Source organism: Streptomyces sp. NPDC059957 (genome assembly GCF_042730015.1).
GTDB lineage: Bacteria > Actinomycetota > Actinomycetes > Streptomycetales > Streptomycetaceae > Streptomyces.
In genome coordinates, this window is sequence record NZ_JBHWMB010000003.1 from 107027 (window position 1) to 122333 (window position 15307).

The window sequence follows — 15307 nt, forward strand, 5'->3', positions numbered from 1 at the left end:
CGCGTAAGCGGTCGCGATGCCCCTCGGTGTCCGTGTGTCGACGTGGGTGACCGTGCCGCGAGCACTTGGCTGGAACATCTCGGCGGAGCGTGCGAGAAATCCCGCAAATCCGACACTCCGGCACCTGGATATCCACTCGGTTCAACTCCTTGACAGTGGTTGCACGGCTACCTTTACTGGCCAAACACGAGACGACCAATCGTTCGGTCGGTGTCATGGTGGCTATCGGCCACCAAGCCCGCAGTGATCTGCGACAGTGGCGGACCCGCCTCACAAAGGCCTGCCCGTCGCGCATTCGGCAGACTCCGTTCCCCGGCGCAAGCCATCCCGTCTGGAGAGAAATGGCCATCAATCAGGAGTTGAGTGAAAGAGCGGCCTCGCGAGGGATAAACCCGCTTCGTGTGGCAGCAGCGAGCTTCGTCGGAACCGCTATCGAGTGGTACGACTACTTCATCTACGGGATGGCTGCGGCCGTCGTTTTCGGGCCGCTCTTCTTTCCCACGGTTTCCCCGGCCGCGGGCACCCTGGCGGCGTTCGCCACCTACTCCGTGGGCTTCGCGGCCCGGCCGCTCGGCGGCATCGTCATGGGTCACTTCGGAGACCGGGTCGGCCGTCGATCCATGCTGCTCATCTCCCTGCTGACCATGGGGCTAGCGACCGTCGGCATCGGGTTGCTGCCCACCTACGAGACGGCGGGCGTCTGGGCGCCGATCCTCCTGGTGACCTTGCGGTTCATCCAGGGAATCGGAGTCGGCGGCGAATGGGGCGGCGCGGTCCTCATGGCCGTCGAGCACGCTCCCGAGCGCAGGAAATCCTTCTACGGGAGTTTCCCGCAAATGGGCGTTCCGGGCGGGCTGATCATCGCGAACCTGGTCTTTCTGGGGCTGACCACAAATCTCAGCAAGGCGGAATTCATGGAGTGGGGCTGGCGGGTACCGTTCCTGGCCAGTTCTGTTCTGATCATCGCCGGTCTCATCATTCGATTCACGGTGACGGAGAGCCCGGAATTCGAATCGGTCAAGAATGCCGGATCCGAGCAGCGTCTTCCGATTATCGCCGTACTGCGCGAGAACTGGAAGGAGGTCGCCCTTTCTGCCGGCGCGTTCATCGGCATCAATGCGGTGGGCTACATCTTCATGAGTTACCTGCTGTCCTACACGACCGCGGTACTGGGTTTGAGTAGGAACCTCATCCTCACCTTCACCTTGATCGCGTCCCTGGTGTGGCTCGCGGTCATCCCCTGGGCGTCGGCACTGTCGGACCGGCGCGGCAAGCGCGGAGTCCTTACCGTCGGATCGGTCGGTCTGGCCGTCTGTGCCGCGATCCTGTTCCCGCTGATCAACACCGCGACCCCGGCACTCATCCTGATCGCCCTGCTCGTGACCGCGGTGTTCATGGGCATCGTCTACGGCCCGATCGCGGCACTGTTCTCCGGGCTGTTCAAGGCAGAGGTCCGCTACAGCGGCGCCTCCCTCGGCTACCAGCTCGGATCGGTCCTGGGAGGCGGTATCGCCCCCACCGTCGCAACCGCCCTCTACACGAGCTGGGGCTCAACCACCCCGATCAGCATCTACCTGACGGCCGTCACCCTCGTCAGCCTCGGCTGCGTATGGCTCGTGACGCGTGGAATGAGCGGCCGCCCTGCGGTCAGCACCGACCCCGGCGGGCTGTAACAGCCCGCACGGCCTTCCCCGTGAGGCCGGCCGAAGAGCGGCTGCTTGCCTCATCCCGCAACGATCCGAAGGAAGATCATGACTTTCAGCTCGAGGAGCATGCTCGTAGGCGCGGCCATGTGCGGACTGGCGCTGGTGGTAGGCGCTCCAGGGGCGGCCATGGCCATGACGCAGGGGAGTGCAATGGCTGCACCGCTGACCGGCTGCGGATCACTCCCGCCGTTCAGCGCCGGAGTTCCCTTCGCCGCCACCGTGGCGGCCGGCGACATGCGCACGAGCGTGCTCATCGCCCCCCGGGCGACCGACCCGCAGATGCAGTGCGGAGCGAGGGCCCTGACGCTCCGGACCGACGTCACCTACGGAACGGGCCAGAGCGTCGGCGGACAACTGCGCGGACTGAAACTCGATGTGCAGTCCCCGACGACCGGGGGCCTCAAGCCGCTCGTCGTGTACGTCCCCGGCGGCGGATTCGTCACCGCCGACAAGTCCCAGTCCCTCGACAAGCGAACCCACATCGCCGAGCAGGGGTACGTGGTGGCGTCCGTCGAGTACCGCACCATCCTCGACGGGGCGACCTACGTCGACGGGGTCGCGGACGTCAAGGCCGCGATCCGGTACCTGCGGGCCCATGCCGCCGAGTTCGGCATCGACTCCCGCCAAGTCGCGGTCTACGGCGAGTCCGCCGGCGGATACCTGGCTTCCATGGTCGGGACCACCGGCGGAGTCCAGAAGTTCGACCAGGGCGAGAACCCGAACCAGAGCAGCCGCGTCCAGGCCGTGGTCGACCTGTTCGGGGCCTCCGACCTCTCCAAGTTCGCGGCCGACTTCGACTCCGCGACCCGCGGCTACTTCGAGAACTCCGTCGACAGCCCCCTGGTCAAGTACGTCCTGGGCCCCAACCACCAGGCTCGACTGCTGGACGTGCCCACAGCAGTCGCCGCTGCCAACCCGGTCACCTACATCGACCGCACCGATCCGCCGTTCGTCCACTTCCACGGCACCCAGGACCGCGTGGTATCCCCGAGCCAGACGCTGATCCTCCACGACGCGCTGCTCAGAAAGGGCGTCCCGAGCACACGCTTCGTCGTCAAGGACGCCGGTCACGGCAGCCTCGTGCCGGACGGGGACACCAGCGCTCCCATGTGGACCACGACCCAGGTCATGAACCGGGTCACGACGTTCCTCGACTGGCAGTTGTGAAGCCCTGACAGGCCCAGGCCCGACCCCCTATTCGCGTTCCGACCTGCGGCCACGCCCACGGCCCCGTAGCCGTGGCCGCAGAGGCGGACATCACCTTCGTCGCCCCGGCCCGCCAGGGCGACCTGCTGGTGGCGACCGTGCAAGAACGCACCCGTTGCGGGCGCAGCGGCATCTACGACGTCACCATCCAGCGCGGCAACGAGGTGATCGCGGAGTTCCGCGGCCGGAGTCGCACCCTCTGGCCTGCCAAGGAGAAGCCATGAGCAGCAACACGACATACCCGGACGGCCCGCCGCGCCGACTCGGTGAGACGCCCCCTTCCGGTCTGCTGGACGCCGCGGAACGGATGACTCCCGAAGAGCTGAGGACCGTACAGCTCGCACGCCTGCAAGGCACCCTCAAGCACGCTTACCAGAACGTTGAGCTCTACCGCCGCAAGTTTGACCAGGCCGGCGTCACACCGGCAGACTGCCGCACCCTCGCGGACCTGGCCCGATTCCCGTTCACCACCAAGGCCGACCTGCGCGACAGCTACCCGTTCGGCATGTTCGCCGTCCCGCCGTCCGATGTCCGTCGCATCCACGCCTCCAGCGGCACCACCGGCCGCCCTACCGTGGTCGGCTACACCGAGCAGGACCTTTCGATGTGGGCCGACGTCGTGGCCCGCTGCATCCGCGCCGCAGGCGGCCGACCCGGCGACATCCTGCACAACGCCTTCGGATACGGCCTGTTCACCGGCGGACTCGGCGCCCACTACGGAGCCGAACGCGCCGGCTGCACGGTCATTCCGGCCTCCGGTGGCATGACGGCCCGACAGGTCCAGATCATCCAGGATTTCAAGCCGAGAATCATCATGGTCACCCCCTCCTACATGCTGGCCCTCCTCGACGAGTTCGAACGCCAAGGCGTGGACCCCCGCACCACCTCGCTGGAGATCGGCATCTTCGGCGCGGAACCCTGGACCGAGCAGATGCGCTCCGAGATCGAGGAACGCCTCGACATCCACGCCGTCGACATCTACGGCCTGTCCGAAGTCATCGGCCCCGGCGTCGCCGGCGAATGCGTCGAGACCAAGGACGGACTGCACATCTGGGAAGACCACTTCTATCCCGAGGTGCTCGACCCACTCTCGGACGAGGTCCTGCCCGACGGCGAAAGCGGAGAACTCGCCTTCACCTCGCTGACCAAGGAAGCCATGCCCATCATCCGCTACCGCACCCGCGACCTCACCCGCCTGCTGCCCGGCACGGCCAGGCCCGCCTTCCGGCGGATGGAGAAGGTCACCGGCCGCTGCGACGACATGATCATCCTGCGCGGAGTCAACGTCTTCCCCACCCAGATCGAGGAAATCGTCCTGCGCATCCCCTCCCTGTCCCCGCACTTCCAGCTGGAACTGACCCGGCGCGGCCGCATGGATCACCTGACCGTCCGTGTCGAGGCGCGGCCGGACGCGACGCCGGACGAACGCGCCACCGCCGCGGGCATCCTCGCCAAGGAGGTCAAGGACGGCGTCGGGGTCTCGGTCACCGTCGACATCGCCGACCCGGAAACGCTCGCACGCTCGGTCGGCAAACTGCGCCGCCTGGTCGACTCCCGCGAGCAGGGACCAGGGTCAACGGTGCCGTTGTAGTTCCGCAGTTGATGGTCCGCTGCCAACCCCGTTGCGCCGACTGGTGACTCTGAGCCTCACGGATTGGCGCCGGCGGCGCGCCGCCTGCGGCTGCTGCGCGTGGCGGCGAGCGTGGCGATGGTCCAGGCCGTCACCCACACGGCTCCGACAAGCAGTGCCGCGAGCGCGGTGGGCATGTGGGGAGGGGTGGCGCCCAGGCTCGGTGCCAGGCCTGCCGCGCGGGCGCCGAAGCCGAGGACGCCCGCTCCCACCATCGCGATGCCCGCCCAGGAGGCGACGAGCGCCGGCCAGCGGACCAGCGGGGTCCCCGGCAGGCGGATGAGGAGCAGCGCAACGACGGCCATCAGCAGGCCGAGGGCCGCGTTGGCCAGTTGGGCGGTCTCGACGTTGGCGACGGCGGCGTAGGCCTCAGTCGGCGCGGGGAAACCCGGCATGCCCAGCTCGCCCTCCCTCGCGAGGTCCACCTTGCTGACGGTGTAGGCGAGGGCGCCGAGGCAGGCGGTGAGGGCTGCGGCCAGGTGCTTCTTGGGGGATCGGGGCATGGGTTCATCCTGCGGTGAGCAGCGGCCGGGCCACCTCCTCCGCTCGTACCGACTCCCTCCCCCGTCCGGGGGAGGGAGTCTGGCTCTGACCCACCGGGTCGACCGCCCCCACGCTCCCAGGCGCTGAGCTCCGGACCATGGAACGGCGCCGCCGACGAGGCGGTAGTCCCTGTTCTCGCCGCCGCCTGACGCATGAGCGGTTGCTGCCGGCGGGTCGCCCGGCTCTGGGTGGCCGCGTGGGGTGCTCAGGCGTGGGAGCTGTTCAGGATGAGGTCGACCAGGCGTGGCGCCAGGGCTTCTTCGACTGGTTCACCGGTGAGGAGGACTCTGGCGAAGAGGGGGCCTGTGATGGCTTCCACGAGCAGGTGCGGGTCGGTGTCGGCGGCCAGTTCGCCGCGGTCGATGCCGCGCTGGACGAGGACTTCGGCGCGTTCCAAGCGGGCCTGCCAGTACGCGCGCCGTCCCTCTTCCAGGGCGCCTTCCTCGCGGATCGTTCCCAGGAGGAGCAGCGTGGTGCCGACGGGTGTGGCCAGGAAGCGGGTCAGTGCCGTGAACAGCTCGCACAGGTCCTCGCGGACCGCCCCGGTGTCGGGCGTGGGCAGGGCCTGCTCAGTGTGCGTGGCGAGCGCGTCGAAGATGAGGTTCTCGCGGGTCTTCCAGCGGCGGTACACGGAGGTCTCGTGGACGCCTGCCGCGCGGGCGACGGAGCCGACCGTGGTGGCGGGCAGCCCCTGAGAGGTGAGCAGGTCGACAGTGGTGGCCAGGACGGCCTGCCGCATCCGTTCCCCACGCCGCCTCAGTGGCGGCGCCTCCTGCCCGCCTGGCGCCTCGCCGCTCGTCATCCATCCCACGTTATCGCAAGTTCTCTTGCGATACGAAACGAGGCGGCGTACGTTGGAAAGCAAGTCGACTTGCGTTAGCTCGGGGGTTCGTCCTCATGGCAGCCCACCGGGGCGGACCCCATCGGGGCGGACCGCGCCGGGACTGACCCCGCAGCCCGCCAGGCCTTCCGACCGCCTCACCTGCCCCGGGTCGGCCCCGCCACAGACCGGAATGGATCACCCGCAATGCAACTCATGCAAGCCGCGCGCCTGCACATCCCCTCGCGCACCCTGACCGTCGAGGAGGTCCCCGTTCCCGCCCCCGGCCCCGGACAGGTGCTGGTCAAGGTGGAGGCCGCGGGCGTGTGCCTGTCCGACGTGCACCTCATCGACGGCACCCTCACCCCCGTCCACCTGCAGAGGGACACCGTCACCCTGGGCCACGAGGTCTCCGGCACCATCGCCGAGTGCGGACCGGACGTGACCGGCTGGACTGCCGGGCGGCGGGTCGTCCTGCAGGCCGGCGAGGTGCGCGACGGCCGGGTCCTGAATCGTGGCGTCGACTACGACGGCGGCTGGGCCGGGTACGCACTCGCCACCGCGGACACCCTCGTCGCCTTGCCCGAGTCGATCCCCTTCGAGCAGGGCGCGATCATCCCGGACGCGGTCTCCACCCCCTGGGGAGCCATCACCACGACCGCGGACATACGCCCCGCCCAGGCCGTCGGCGTGTGGGGCATCGGCGGTCTCGGCGTGCACGCCGTGCAGCTGCTGCGCGCCATCGGCGCCTATCCGATCATTGCTGTGGACCCCGCCCCGGCCGCCCGCCGGCGAGCACTCGACTTCGGCGCCGACCTGGCGCTGGACCCGGCCGACCCCGGCCTGCGCGACCGGATCCTGGCCGCCACCGGCGGCCGCGCACTGGAGGCGGCATTCGACTTCGCCGGAGTCGCCGCGGTGCGGGAGCAGGCCCTGGGCGTGCTCGGGCCGAAGGGACGCCTGGTCCTGATCGGCCTCACCGACCAGCCGCTGACCGTCACCGACGGCACACTCTTCAGCTACCTCCAGCACCAGATCCTCGGCCACTACGGATCCGCGGAGGATGCAGTGGCACAGCTGACAGCCCTGGCCGAAGGCGGCCGACTCGACCTCTCGCGCTCCATAACCGATGTACTCCTGCTCTCCGACGCGACCAAGGCCGTCGACAGCCTGCGCACCAGGGAAGGCGATCCCGTCCGCCTCGTCCTGCGCCCATGACCCCGTTCCCCACCCGCGTCGCCCATCACGGCACGCGCACCCCGACCGAGCGATGCTCGTAAGGGGGGACGACGTGCCCCGCAAGAACCACCCCCCACCGGGCTGCCCCTGCCCCACACGAAAGGCCCCCTCCATGCCTGTGGACCCGTCCCTCGCCGCCCTGCTCGACCAGCTCAACGCCCAACCCGCCCCCCGCATCCTCGACACCGACCCCGCTGTGCTGCGCGAGGCGAACCGACAGCAGGACGCCGGCATCACCGCGCCGGAACCGATCACGGTCGGCTCGGTGGAGGACACCACCGTCCCCGGCCCCGCCGGGACCATCCCCGTTCGCGTCTACCGGCCGGCGGCAGACGGCCCCATGCCCACGGTGGTGTTCTTCCACGGCGGCGGCTGGATCACCGGCGACCTCGACACGCACGACGACGTCACCCGCCGGCTGTGCCGCGACGTGGAGGCCGTGGTCGTCGCCGTCGACTACCGCCTGGCCCCCGAACACCCCTTCCCGGCCGCCTACGACGACTGCCTCGCCGCGGCCCGCTACATCGCCGACCACATCGACGACTACGGCGCCCGCCCCGACCGCATCGCCCTGGCCGGAGACAGCGCCGGCGGAAACCTGGCCGCCGCCGTCGCCCTCGCCTTCCGCGACGAACACCGGCCACTGGCAGCCCAACTCCTCGCCTACCCCGCCACCGACTTCGACGGCGACTACCCCTCCCGCACCCAGAACGCCACCGGATACCTCCTGCGCCACCAGGACGTACTCGACCTGCAACACCTCTACGCGGGCGACGATCCCGCCGTGCGTGCCTCGGCCTCCGTCTCCCCGCTGCGCGCGGACACCCTCGCCGGCCTCGCCCCCGCGGTCATCGGCACCGCCCAGTACGACCCCCTGCGCGACGAGGGCAATGCCTACGCAGCAGCCCTCACCCAAGCGGGGGTGGACGTCTTCGCCCGCACGTACGACGGCCTGATCCACGCCTTCCTGCACCTCTTCCGCGTCTCCCCGGCAGCAGACGCGGCCGTCACTGAGCTGTATGCCCAGCTCAAGAGCCGGCTTGCCTGAATCGCCGCAGGACTCAAGGAGGTCTCCGGAGGAGAACACCGCGACCCGTGATGACAAGGGGTGCCGGCCGGTCGGGTGGGCCCCGGTCACCCGTCCTGAGGGTTCGTGAGGCCGGTGATCAGGAGGTCGGCCACCACCTCTGCGTGTGCGCGCAGGGCGGCGTCGTCGCTTAGGGGCGGGCTCCCGAGAAGGGCGGCTTCGACAGGGTTGGCGAAGAGGGCCCCCGCGCCGTGGGTGACGAGGTAGTGCAGGGTCGCGTACGGGACGTCGCGCAGTTGCCCGGCGGCGACGAGGCGGCCCAGTCGGGTTTCGACGAGCGGGCGGAGCGGGGCGATGAACCGCTCGACGACGAAGCGGATGCGGGGGCTGTCGATGGCGCCTTCGTGGGTCATGATCCGCAGCACCTCGGGGTGGGCGGCCGCGAAGAGGATCTGCTCGACGATGCCGTGGCGCAAGGCGGACAGGTCGTCGCCCCCGGGGTCGGCGGTCGCGGTGCGCCAGCTGCCTTCGGCTTCGGTCAGGGTGTGCTCCATGGCCGCGAACCACAGGCCTTCCTTGGGCCCGAACCGCGCTGTGAGCAGGGTGTGGCTGACGCCGAGGCGACGGGCGATGTCGCGGATCGAGGTGCCCTCGTAGCCGTGCTCGGCGAACGCGGCCAGCGCGCCCTCCAGGAGACGCGCATCAGTTACTTCGTCGCCGGTGCGTGGCCTGCCACGGCCTCGTTGCCCCGTCTCCACTGTGCCTCCCCGCTCGGCCGCGAGGGCGGCCACGGAAGCCGATCTTACCCCTGCCGAACTTGCGGAAATCGGACACAAGGCCCATTCTGGACTCATAAATAACCAGGTGGCAATTAAATGAGGTGATCACGATGGCGACACTCACGGCACGGCTCGGCTCGTCCCCGCAGGACTACGAACGCCTCGGGCTCGAACCCGGTGCGATCAAGGTCCGGGAGGACGGCATGCGCACCGACGGCTCGCCCGGTACGTACGAGTGGTGGTACTTCGACGCACACCTGGAGGACGGGGCGAAGCTGGTGGTCGTGTTCCTCACCAAGGAGTTCACCGACATCAGCCGTCCGCTCGCCCCCATGATCCGCATCGATCTGACCCTGCCCGACGGGACCACCGTGGAGAGGCTCGCCGACTTCGACCCGGCCCTCTTCAGCGCCTCGACGGAGGCCTGCGACGTACGGATCGGCGACGGCAACGTCTTCGCCGGCGACCTGCACACCTACACGATCCGCGCCCGCATCGAGGACACCGAGGTCGACATCGCCCTGACCGGCCAGGTCCCCGCCTGGCGGCCCGGGACCGGCCACTTCCTCTTCGGCGCGCACGACGAACACCACTTCGCCTGGCTCCCCGCCGTCCCTCAGGGCGCCGTACAGGCCTCCTACCGGTCCGGGGCGGTGTCCGGAAACAGCGCCGGGGTCGGCTACCACGACCACAATTGGGGCAACGCGCCCATGCTCAAGCTGATGCACCACTGGTACTGGGCGCGCGGCGCCGCCGGCCCGTACTCCGTCATCTCCTCCTACATCACCGCTGAGAAGCCGTACGGGTACGCGGACCTGCCCGTATTCATGCTCGCCCGGGATGGACGGATCATCGCCGACGACGACACGAAGGTGGCCTTCGAGGTCCTCGGCCGTTACACCGACGCCGCAACCGGCAAGCCGGTCGGCAACGTCACCCGCTACACGTACACGGACGGGGACGAGCGCTACGTCATCACCTACACCCGTCACGAAGACCTGGCCGCGACGAAGTTCATCGACAGCCTCAGGGGCCCGAAGAAGGCCGCCGCGAAGCTGGCCGGGTTCGACGGCGCGTACCTGCGCTTCACCGGCCGACTCGAGATCGAACGCCACGAGGGCGGGCGCCTCGCGGAACGCCACACCGACGACGCCCTGTGGGAGCTCATGTACTTCGGCAAGGCCCGATAAGGGCCGCTCCTGTTCGACCGCACACCACGGCCGCCGCCATCGCCGCACGGTGCAGCAGTTCCACTACCGAGGGCGGGGCCAGGTCCACCGGACGGCGGTCGAGCCCGGTGAGTCCGGCGAGCAGGGCCGCCATGAAGGCGTCGCCCGCGCCGATGGTGTCGACGACGGCGACTGGTACCGCGGGTACCCGGATAGGGGCGCTGTCGGGAAGGAAGGCCATACTGCCGCGCGCGCCGAGGGTGAGGACGACCAGCCGGCCTTCGGCCGCGAGCCTCCGGCAGGCGGCGGTGGGGGATTCGTCCGGCCACAACTGGGAGGCGTCCTCGTCACTGGCCTTGACCAGATGTGCGAGCGAGATCAGTTCCCGTAGCTGATGCAGGGCCTCCTTCGGGTCGAGGGATCTGTCCTCACGGACATTGGGGTCCACGGCCAGTACGGTCTCCCGTGCGGCGGCCCGGGCGGTGGCGAGCACCGCACCGGCCGCCGGGTGTACGACGGCGGCCAGGCCGCCGACGTACACGGCGCCGAAGCCGTCCAGCCCGCCGGTGTGCGGGGCCAGCCGGAACGTGGCCGTGTCGTGGTGGTGGAAGTCGTAGCGGGTGCCGTGGGGCTGGGGGCTCGCCACCGCGAGCGCGGTGGGGGCATCCGATTCCCCGCAGAGGGAGAGATCGACGCCCGCGTCCGCCATCCGCCGCCTCAGGAGGCTGCCGAGGGCGTCGGTGCTCAGGGTTCCCGCGAAGGCCGCCCCGGTACCGAGCCGGGAGACGCCGGCCGCGACGTTCGCGGGGGCGCCGCCCGGGGACGGGGTGAGCGAGCCGTCCTGGGCCGGGATCAGGTCGATCAGGGCCTCGCCCACCACCAGCACCCGCGGATCCGGGTGGGTCGTCACGGCTCGACCACGATCTTGCGTCCCTGGCCCGCCTGGAAGCGTTCCAGGGCGTGCGGATAGTCCGCCAGCGGCAGTCGGTCGCTGATGAAGACGGACGGATCGAGCACGCCGGAGGCGAAGAGCGCGGCGGCCCGCTCGAAGCTGTGCAGGACCGCCATCGAACCGGTGATGGTGATCTCCTGGTTGTAAATGCGGTACGGCTCGATGATCGCTGTGGTCGCGTAGTCGGCCACCCCGAACTGAAGGAAAGTGCCGCCCTTGGCCACGCGGCCGAGCCCGTCCTGGATGGCGGCGGCGTTGCCGGTGGCGTCGATGACGAACTCCCACCCCTCCGGCCGGTCGAACTCATCGGCGTGCGCGGCGGCGCCTGAAACCCCCAACGTTCGTGCCGTGCTGAGCCGTTCGGGGTTGACGTCGAGGATGTCGACGCCGGCGGCGCCGGTGCGCTTGGCCAGCTCGAGCATGATCAGGCCCATGGTGCCGGAACCATAGATGAGCACCTGCGCACCGAGCGTGCTGTTGCTGAGGACGTCGTAGCCGCGTACGGCGCAGGACAGCGGCTCGATGAGGGCGGCGTCCCGGACGTCGACGTGGTCGGGCAGCCGTACGCAGTTGGCCGCGGGCGCGACCGCGTACTCGGCGGCCCCGCCCGGAACCGAGACGCCGATCGCGTTCCACCGGTCGCACAGGTTGCCGCGCCCGGCGCGGCAGTAGCGGCACTCGTGGCAGTACAGCGAGGGGTCCACTGCGACCCGGTTGCCGACTGCGAACTCAGTGACGTCCTTGCCGGTCTCCACGATCACGCCCGCGAACTCGTGACCGGGAACGATCGGCAGCTTCGGTGCGAACTCACCCTGCAGGATGTGCAGATCGGTACCGCACAGTCCGCAGGCCGCGACGGCGACCACCACATCGCGCGGTCCCGGTGCCGGGTCGGGCACGGTGGTGAAGACGACCTTGCCGGGCGCCTCGATGAGCGCAGCCCTCATTTGACGGCTCCAAGGGAGAGGCCCTGGACGAGCTTGTCCTGGGCGGCGAAGCCGGCGGCGAGCACCGGCAGGGACACGACGACGGACGCGGCGCACAGCTGGGCGAGGAAGAGGCCCTGGCTGGTGACGAATCCGGTGAGGAACACGGGGGCCGTTTGCGCGGTCACGCCGGTGAGGACCCGCGCGAAGAGCATTTCGTTCCAGCTGAAGATGAAGCAGATCAGCGCAGTGGCGGCGATGCCGGGCCCCGCGATGGGTGCGACGATGCGCGTGAGCACCGTCGGCAGGCCGGCCCCGTCCACCTGGGCCGCCTCGATGATGGAGGCGGGCACGTCGGCGAGGAACGACTGGAGCATCCACACCGCGATCGGCAGGTTCATCGAGGTGTAGAGGATGACGAGCAGCCAGATGTTGTCCAGCAGACCGGCGTTCTTGGCGAAGAGGTAGATCGGCAGCAGACCCGCCACGACGGGCAGCATCTTGGTGGACAGGAAGAAGAACATGACATCGGTCCACTTGCGGACCGGACGGATGGACAGGGCGTACGCGGCCGGCAGGGCCAGGCACAGCACGAGCAGCGTGGACACCAGGCTCGCCGTGGCCGAATTGATCAGCGCGGGCCAGGGGCCGGTCCCGCCGCCGGAGTCGAAGAACGCCCGGTAGCCGTCGAGGGTGAGCGCGGCGGTGAGGGAGGGTGGGTTGGTCGCCGCGTCCGGCTCGGAGTGCAGCGAGGTGAGCGCCATCCAGGCGACGGGCAGGGCGAACGTGATGCCGGCGAGCCAGGCCAGCAGGCCGAGTCCGGTGGATCGCCGACGGGCCTGACGGGCTTGACGGATCTGGCGGGCTTGACCGTCCCGGCGGTCCGGTGCGCCGAGCGTGCTGACGGCAGTGGTGGTGGTCATGCGCGGCCCACCTCCTCCGTGAAGAGCGAGGAGACCACGCGCAGCGCGAAGGTCGCGAGCGCGATCGTGCCGATCACGACGACCACCCCGGCCGCCGAGGCCAGACCGTATTCGTGGGCCTGGTAGAAGGTCTGGTAGATCGTGTACGGGAGGTTGGCGGTACCCAGCCCGCCGGAGGTGATCGTGAAGACCGCGTCGAAGTTCTGCACGATGTAGATCGAGCCCAGCAGGATGCCGAGTTCGAGGTACCGGCGCAGGTGGGGCAGGGTCAGGTAGCGGAACGTCTGCCAGGGGCCCGCGCCGTCCAGCTTTGCCGCCTCCATGATCTCGGGTGACCGGCTCTGCAGCCCGGCGAGCAGGATCAGCATCATGAACGGGGTCCACTGCCAGATCAGCGCGGCCTCCACCGCCAGCAGCGGGGTGTCGGAGATCCACTCCGGCTGGGCGGGGGTGTCGTCGCCGAACAGCCCCGCGATCCAGCTCCAGGCCCCGTTGAGGAGCCCGTACTCGGGGTTGTAGAGCGCGTGCTTCCACAGCAGCGCGGCCGACACCGGGACCAGCAGGAACGGGGTGATCAGCAGGGTCCGTACGAGTCCCCGGCCGCGGAAGCTCCGGTCCAGCAGCAGCGCCAGCAACAGCCCCAGGAATACGGAGGCGAGCACCACGGTGGTGGTGAGCAGCGCGGTGGTGAACACGGAGGCGCGCATATCGGCATCCGTGACGACCGTGGCGTAGTTCTCGAACCAGGCGAGGTGGCGGGCGTCCGGGTCCAGCGAGTTCCAGTCGAAGAGCGAGATCACCAGGGTGGCCACGAAGGGCAATTGGGTGACCGCGATCAGGAAGACCAGCGCCGGCAGCAGCGGGGCGCGGGTGGCCCAGGCCCGCGGGCCCCCGCGCCGCGCGCGGGCTGCTCGGGGCGGTGAGGAGGCCGGCCGTGCCGCCGTACTCACAGTGAGCGTCACCGGTACTCCTCTCCGACCTTCTCGGCCAGGGCCTGCGACTTGCTCAGTGCCTCGTCGACCGACTGGCGGCCGGCGATGGCGGCACTGATCTCCTGTGAGACCTTCGTGCCGAGATCGGTGAACTCGGGGATGCCGACGAACTGGATGCCGGGCGCGGGTCGCGGCTGGACCCCGGGGCTGTCGGGCCGGGCGCCCTTGATGGCGTCCAGGGTGACGGCGGAGAAGGCCCCGGACTCCTTCAGGTACTGCGCGTTGGCGTAGGTCGAGGCGCGCTTGCCCGCCGGTACGTTGGCCCAGCCGATCTGCTCGCCGACCAGTTCCTCGTACTTCTTGCTCGAGGCCCAGGAGATGAACTTCCAGGCGTTGTCCGCGTTCTTGGACGCCTTCTGTACGCCGAACGCCCAGGTGTAGAGCCAGCCCGAGCTCTCGGTCTTGTCGACGGGCGCCTGTACGTAGCCGATCTTCCCCTTGACCGGCGAGTTGGCCGCTTCCAGCGAGCCCGCCGCGGCCGTTGCGTCGTACCACATGGCCGTCTTGCCCTGGGTGAGGCTGCCCAGGCACTCGGCGTAGCCGGACTGCGGGGCGCCTGCCTGGCCGTGGTCGCGCAGGAGGCCGACGTAGAAGGAGGTGGCCTGCTTGAACTCGGGCGCCGTGAGCTGCGCCTGCCAGTCCTTGGTGAACCAGGTGCCGCCCATGGTGTTGACGACGGTGGTGAGCGGAGCCATCACCTCACCCCAGCCGGGCAGTCCGCGCAGACAGATCCCCTTCATGCCGGCGCGGGCCCCGTCGGCCTTGGCGGCGAGGTCGGCGACCTGCTGCCAGGTCGGGCGCTCGGGCATCGTCAGGCCCTTCTCCGCGAAGACGTCCTTGCGGTACATGAGGAAGGACGACTCGCCGTAGAACGGCTCCGCGTAGAGCTTTCCGTCGGCAGCGGTGAGGGACTTGCGCAGGGGTTCGAGGATGTCGTCCTGGTCGAAGGCCGGGTCCTTGGCCACCTGCTCGTCGAGGGCGTGCAACCAGTCGTTCTTCGCGTAGATCGGCACCTCGTAGTTGCTGATGGTGGCTACGTCGTACTGTCCGGCCTGGTTGGAGAAGTCCTGGCTGATCTTGTCGCGTACGTCGTTCTCCGGCAGCACGGTGAAGTTCACCTTGATGCCGGTCTCCTTGGTGAAGTGATCGGCCGTCAGCTTCTGGAGCTCGATCATCTGCGGGTTGTTCACCATGAGGACGTTGAGGGTGGCGCTGCCGGGCGAGCCGCCGCTGCCACCGGCCCCGCTGCACGCGACCCCGGTGGTGAACAGTGCCGCTGTGGCCGCGGCGGCGCCGAAGCGGGTGGCGAGGGTACGTCGTCTCCGCTGAACGGGCATGGCATCTCCAGGAGTTCGAGTGCGGGGGCGGGGAGGGTGCGGGTACGCGGGGGAGGGG

General features: G+C 69.5%; 14 protein-coding genes and 1 pseudogene. 7 read left to right on the top strand and 8 right to left on the bottom strand.

Features of this window, described 5'->3' with window-relative positions:
- The first annotated feature begins 341 nt into the window (after positions 1-341).
- The 4 genes and pseudogenes from ACFWBW_RS03265 (at position 342) to paaK (ending at position 4503) form a co-directional block, all read left to right on the top strand.
- The gene (locus tag ACFWBW_RS03265; RefSeq protein WP_385367859.1) at positions 342-1673 is read left to right on the top strand and encodes an MFS transporter; all 1332 of its coding nucleotides are present in this window, start codon (positions 342-344) and stop codon (positions 1671-1673) included.
- Positions 1674-1856: 183 nt separating this feature from the next.
- The gene (locus ACFWBW_RS03270; protein WP_385367861.1) at positions 1857-2873 is read left to right on the top strand and encodes a prolyl oligopeptidase family serine peptidase; all 1017 of its coding nucleotides are present in this window, start codon (positions 1857-1859) and stop codon (positions 2871-2873) included.
- A 50-nt stretch (positions 2874-2923) separates the two neighbouring features.
- Positions 2924-3136 (top strand): annotated as a pseudogene (locus ACFWBW_RS03275) (hotdog domain-containing protein); the annotation flags it as partial.
- Positions 3133-4503, top strand: coding sequence for a phenylacetate--CoA ligase PaaK (paaK, locus tag ACFWBW_RS03280; RefSeq protein ID WP_385367863.1), 1371 nt, complete (start codon positions 3133-3135; stop codon positions 4501-4503). The pseudogene ACFWBW_RS03275 and the gene paaK, both read left to right, overlap by 4 nt.
- 56 nt (positions 4504-4559) lie before the next feature.
- Here paaK and ACFWBW_RS03285 read toward each other — a convergent pair whose 3' ends face one another.
- The gene (locus tag ACFWBW_RS03285; protein ID WP_385367865.1) at positions 4560-5045 is read right to left on the bottom strand and encodes a hypothetical protein; all 486 of its coding nucleotides are present in this window, start codon (positions 5043-5045) and stop codon (positions 4560-4562) included.
- Positions 5046-5290: 245 nt separating this feature from the next.
- Positions 5291-5824, bottom strand: coding sequence for a TetR/AcrR family transcriptional regulator C-terminal ligand-binding domain-containing protein (locus tag ACFWBW_RS03290; protein WP_385367867.1), 534 nt, complete (start codon positions 5822-5824; stop codon positions 5291-5293).
- Positions 5825-6112: 288 nt separating this feature from the next.
- Here ACFWBW_RS03290 and ACFWBW_RS03295 point away from each other — a divergent pair, with 288 nt between their 5' ends.
- The gene (locus ACFWBW_RS03295; protein WP_385367869.1) at positions 6113-7123 is read left to right on the top strand and encodes a zinc-binding dehydrogenase; all 1011 of its coding nucleotides are present in this window, start codon (positions 6113-6115) and stop codon (positions 7121-7123) included.
- A gap of 133 nt (positions 7124-7256) precedes the next feature.
- Complete coding sequence (locus ACFWBW_RS03300) at positions 7257-8192, top strand: alpha/beta hydrolase (protein ID WP_385367871.1); 936 nt, start codon at positions 7257-7259, stop codon at positions 8190-8192.
- 86 nt (positions 8193-8278) lie between these two features.
- Here the strand turns inward: ACFWBW_RS03300 and ACFWBW_RS03305 are convergent, their stop codons facing one another.
- Positions 8279-8962 carry a TetR/AcrR family transcriptional regulator gene (locus ACFWBW_RS03305; RefSeq protein ID WP_385367873.1) on the bottom strand — a complete coding sequence of 228 codons (684 nt, stop codon included), beginning with the start codon at positions 8960-8962 and terminating at the stop codon, positions 8279-8281.
- A gap of 98 nt (positions 8963-9060) precedes the next feature.
- Between ACFWBW_RS03305 and ACFWBW_RS03310 the strand changes: the two genes are divergently transcribed.
- The gene (locus ACFWBW_RS03310; RefSeq protein ID WP_385367875.1) at positions 9061-10140 is read left to right on the top strand and encodes a hydroxyneurosporene dehydrogenase; all 1080 of its coding nucleotides are present in this window, start codon (positions 9061-9063) and stop codon (positions 10138-10140) included.
- Here the strand turns inward: ACFWBW_RS03310 and ACFWBW_RS03315 are convergent.
- From ACFWBW_RS03315 to ACFWBW_RS03335, 5 genes are read right to left on the bottom strand one after another with little or no spacing between them, the layout of a single operon-like run.
- Positions 10115-11029: a PfkB family carbohydrate kinase gene (locus ACFWBW_RS03315; protein WP_385367877.1), complete on the bottom strand. Its 915-nt coding sequence runs from the start codon at positions 11027-11029 to the stop codon at positions 10115-10117. The genes ACFWBW_RS03310 and ACFWBW_RS03315 overlap by 26 nt on opposite strands.
- A complete protein-coding gene (locus ACFWBW_RS03320; protein WP_385367879.1) occupies positions 11026-12018 on the bottom strand; it encodes a zinc-dependent alcohol dehydrogenase family protein in 993 nt (330 codons plus the stop codon). The genes ACFWBW_RS03315 and ACFWBW_RS03320 overlap by 4 nt, the downstream gene beginning before the upstream one ends.
- Positions 12015-12920 carry a carbohydrate ABC transporter permease gene (locus ACFWBW_RS03325; protein WP_385367880.1) on the bottom strand — a complete coding sequence of 302 codons (906 nt, stop codon included), beginning with the start codon at positions 12918-12920 and terminating at the stop codon, positions 12015-12017. The genes ACFWBW_RS03320 and ACFWBW_RS03325 overlap by 4 nt, the downstream gene beginning before the upstream one ends.
- Positions 12917-13882 (bottom strand): carbohydrate ABC transporter permease, encoded by a 966-nt coding sequence (locus ACFWBW_RS03330; RefSeq protein WP_385367882.1) that lies wholly within the window; start codon positions 13880-13882, stop codon positions 12917-12919. Before ACFWBW_RS03330 ends, ACFWBW_RS03325 begins: the two co-directional genes overlap by 4 nt.
- Positions 13879-15249, bottom strand: a complete 1371-nt coding sequence (locus tag ACFWBW_RS03335; RefSeq protein ID WP_385367884.1) for an ABC transporter substrate-binding protein — start codon at positions 15247-15249, stop codon at positions 13879-13881. Before ACFWBW_RS03335 ends, ACFWBW_RS03330 begins: the two co-directional genes overlap by 4 nt.
- Positions 15250-15307: the final 58 nt, after the last annotated feature.

Excerpts from the sequence above, each read along its gene's own strand:
- ACFWBW_RS03265 (WP_385367859.1), top strand. The coding sequence starts at position 342 with ATGGCCATCAATCAGGAGTTGAGTGAAAGAGCGGCCTCGCGAGGGATA.
- ACFWBW_RS03270 (WP_385367861.1), top strand. The coding sequence starts at position 1,857 with ATGGCTGCACCGCTGACCGGCTGCGGATCACTCCCGCCGTTCAGCGCC.
- paaK (WP_385367863.1), top strand. The coding sequence starts at position 3,133 with ATGAGCAGCAACACGACATACCCGGACGGCCCGCCGCGCCGACTCGGT.
- ACFWBW_RS03285 (WP_385367865.1), bottom strand. The coding sequence starts at position 5,045 with ATGCCCCGATCCCCCAAGAAGCACCTGGCCGCAGCCCTCACCGCCTGC.
- ACFWBW_RS03290 (WP_385367867.1), bottom strand. The coding sequence starts at position 5,824 with ATGCGGCAGGCCGTCCTGGCCACCACTGTCGACCTGCTCACCTCTCAG.
- ACFWBW_RS03295 (WP_385367869.1), top strand. The coding sequence starts at position 6,113 with ATGCAACTCATGCAAGCCGCGCGCCTGCACATCCCCTCGCGCACCCTG.
- ACFWBW_RS03300 (WP_385367871.1), top strand. The coding sequence starts at position 7,257 with ATGCCTGTGGACCCGTCCCTCGCCGCCCTGCTCGACCAGCTCAACGCC.
- ACFWBW_RS03310 (WP_385367875.1), top strand. The coding sequence starts at position 9,061 with ATGGCGACACTCACGGCACGGCTCGGCTCGTCCCCGCAGGACTACGAA.
- ACFWBW_RS03320 (WP_385367879.1), bottom strand. The coding sequence starts at position 12,018 with ATGAGGGCTGCGCTCATCGAGGCGCCCGGCAAGGTCGTCTTCACCACC.
- ACFWBW_RS03325 (WP_385367880.1), bottom strand. The coding sequence starts at position 12,920 with ATGACCACCACCACTGCCGTCAGCACGCTCGGCGCACCGGACCGCCGG.
- ACFWBW_RS03335 (WP_385367884.1), bottom strand. The coding sequence starts at position 15,249 with ATGCCCGTTCAGCGGAGACGACGTACCCTCGCCACCCGCTTCGGCGCC.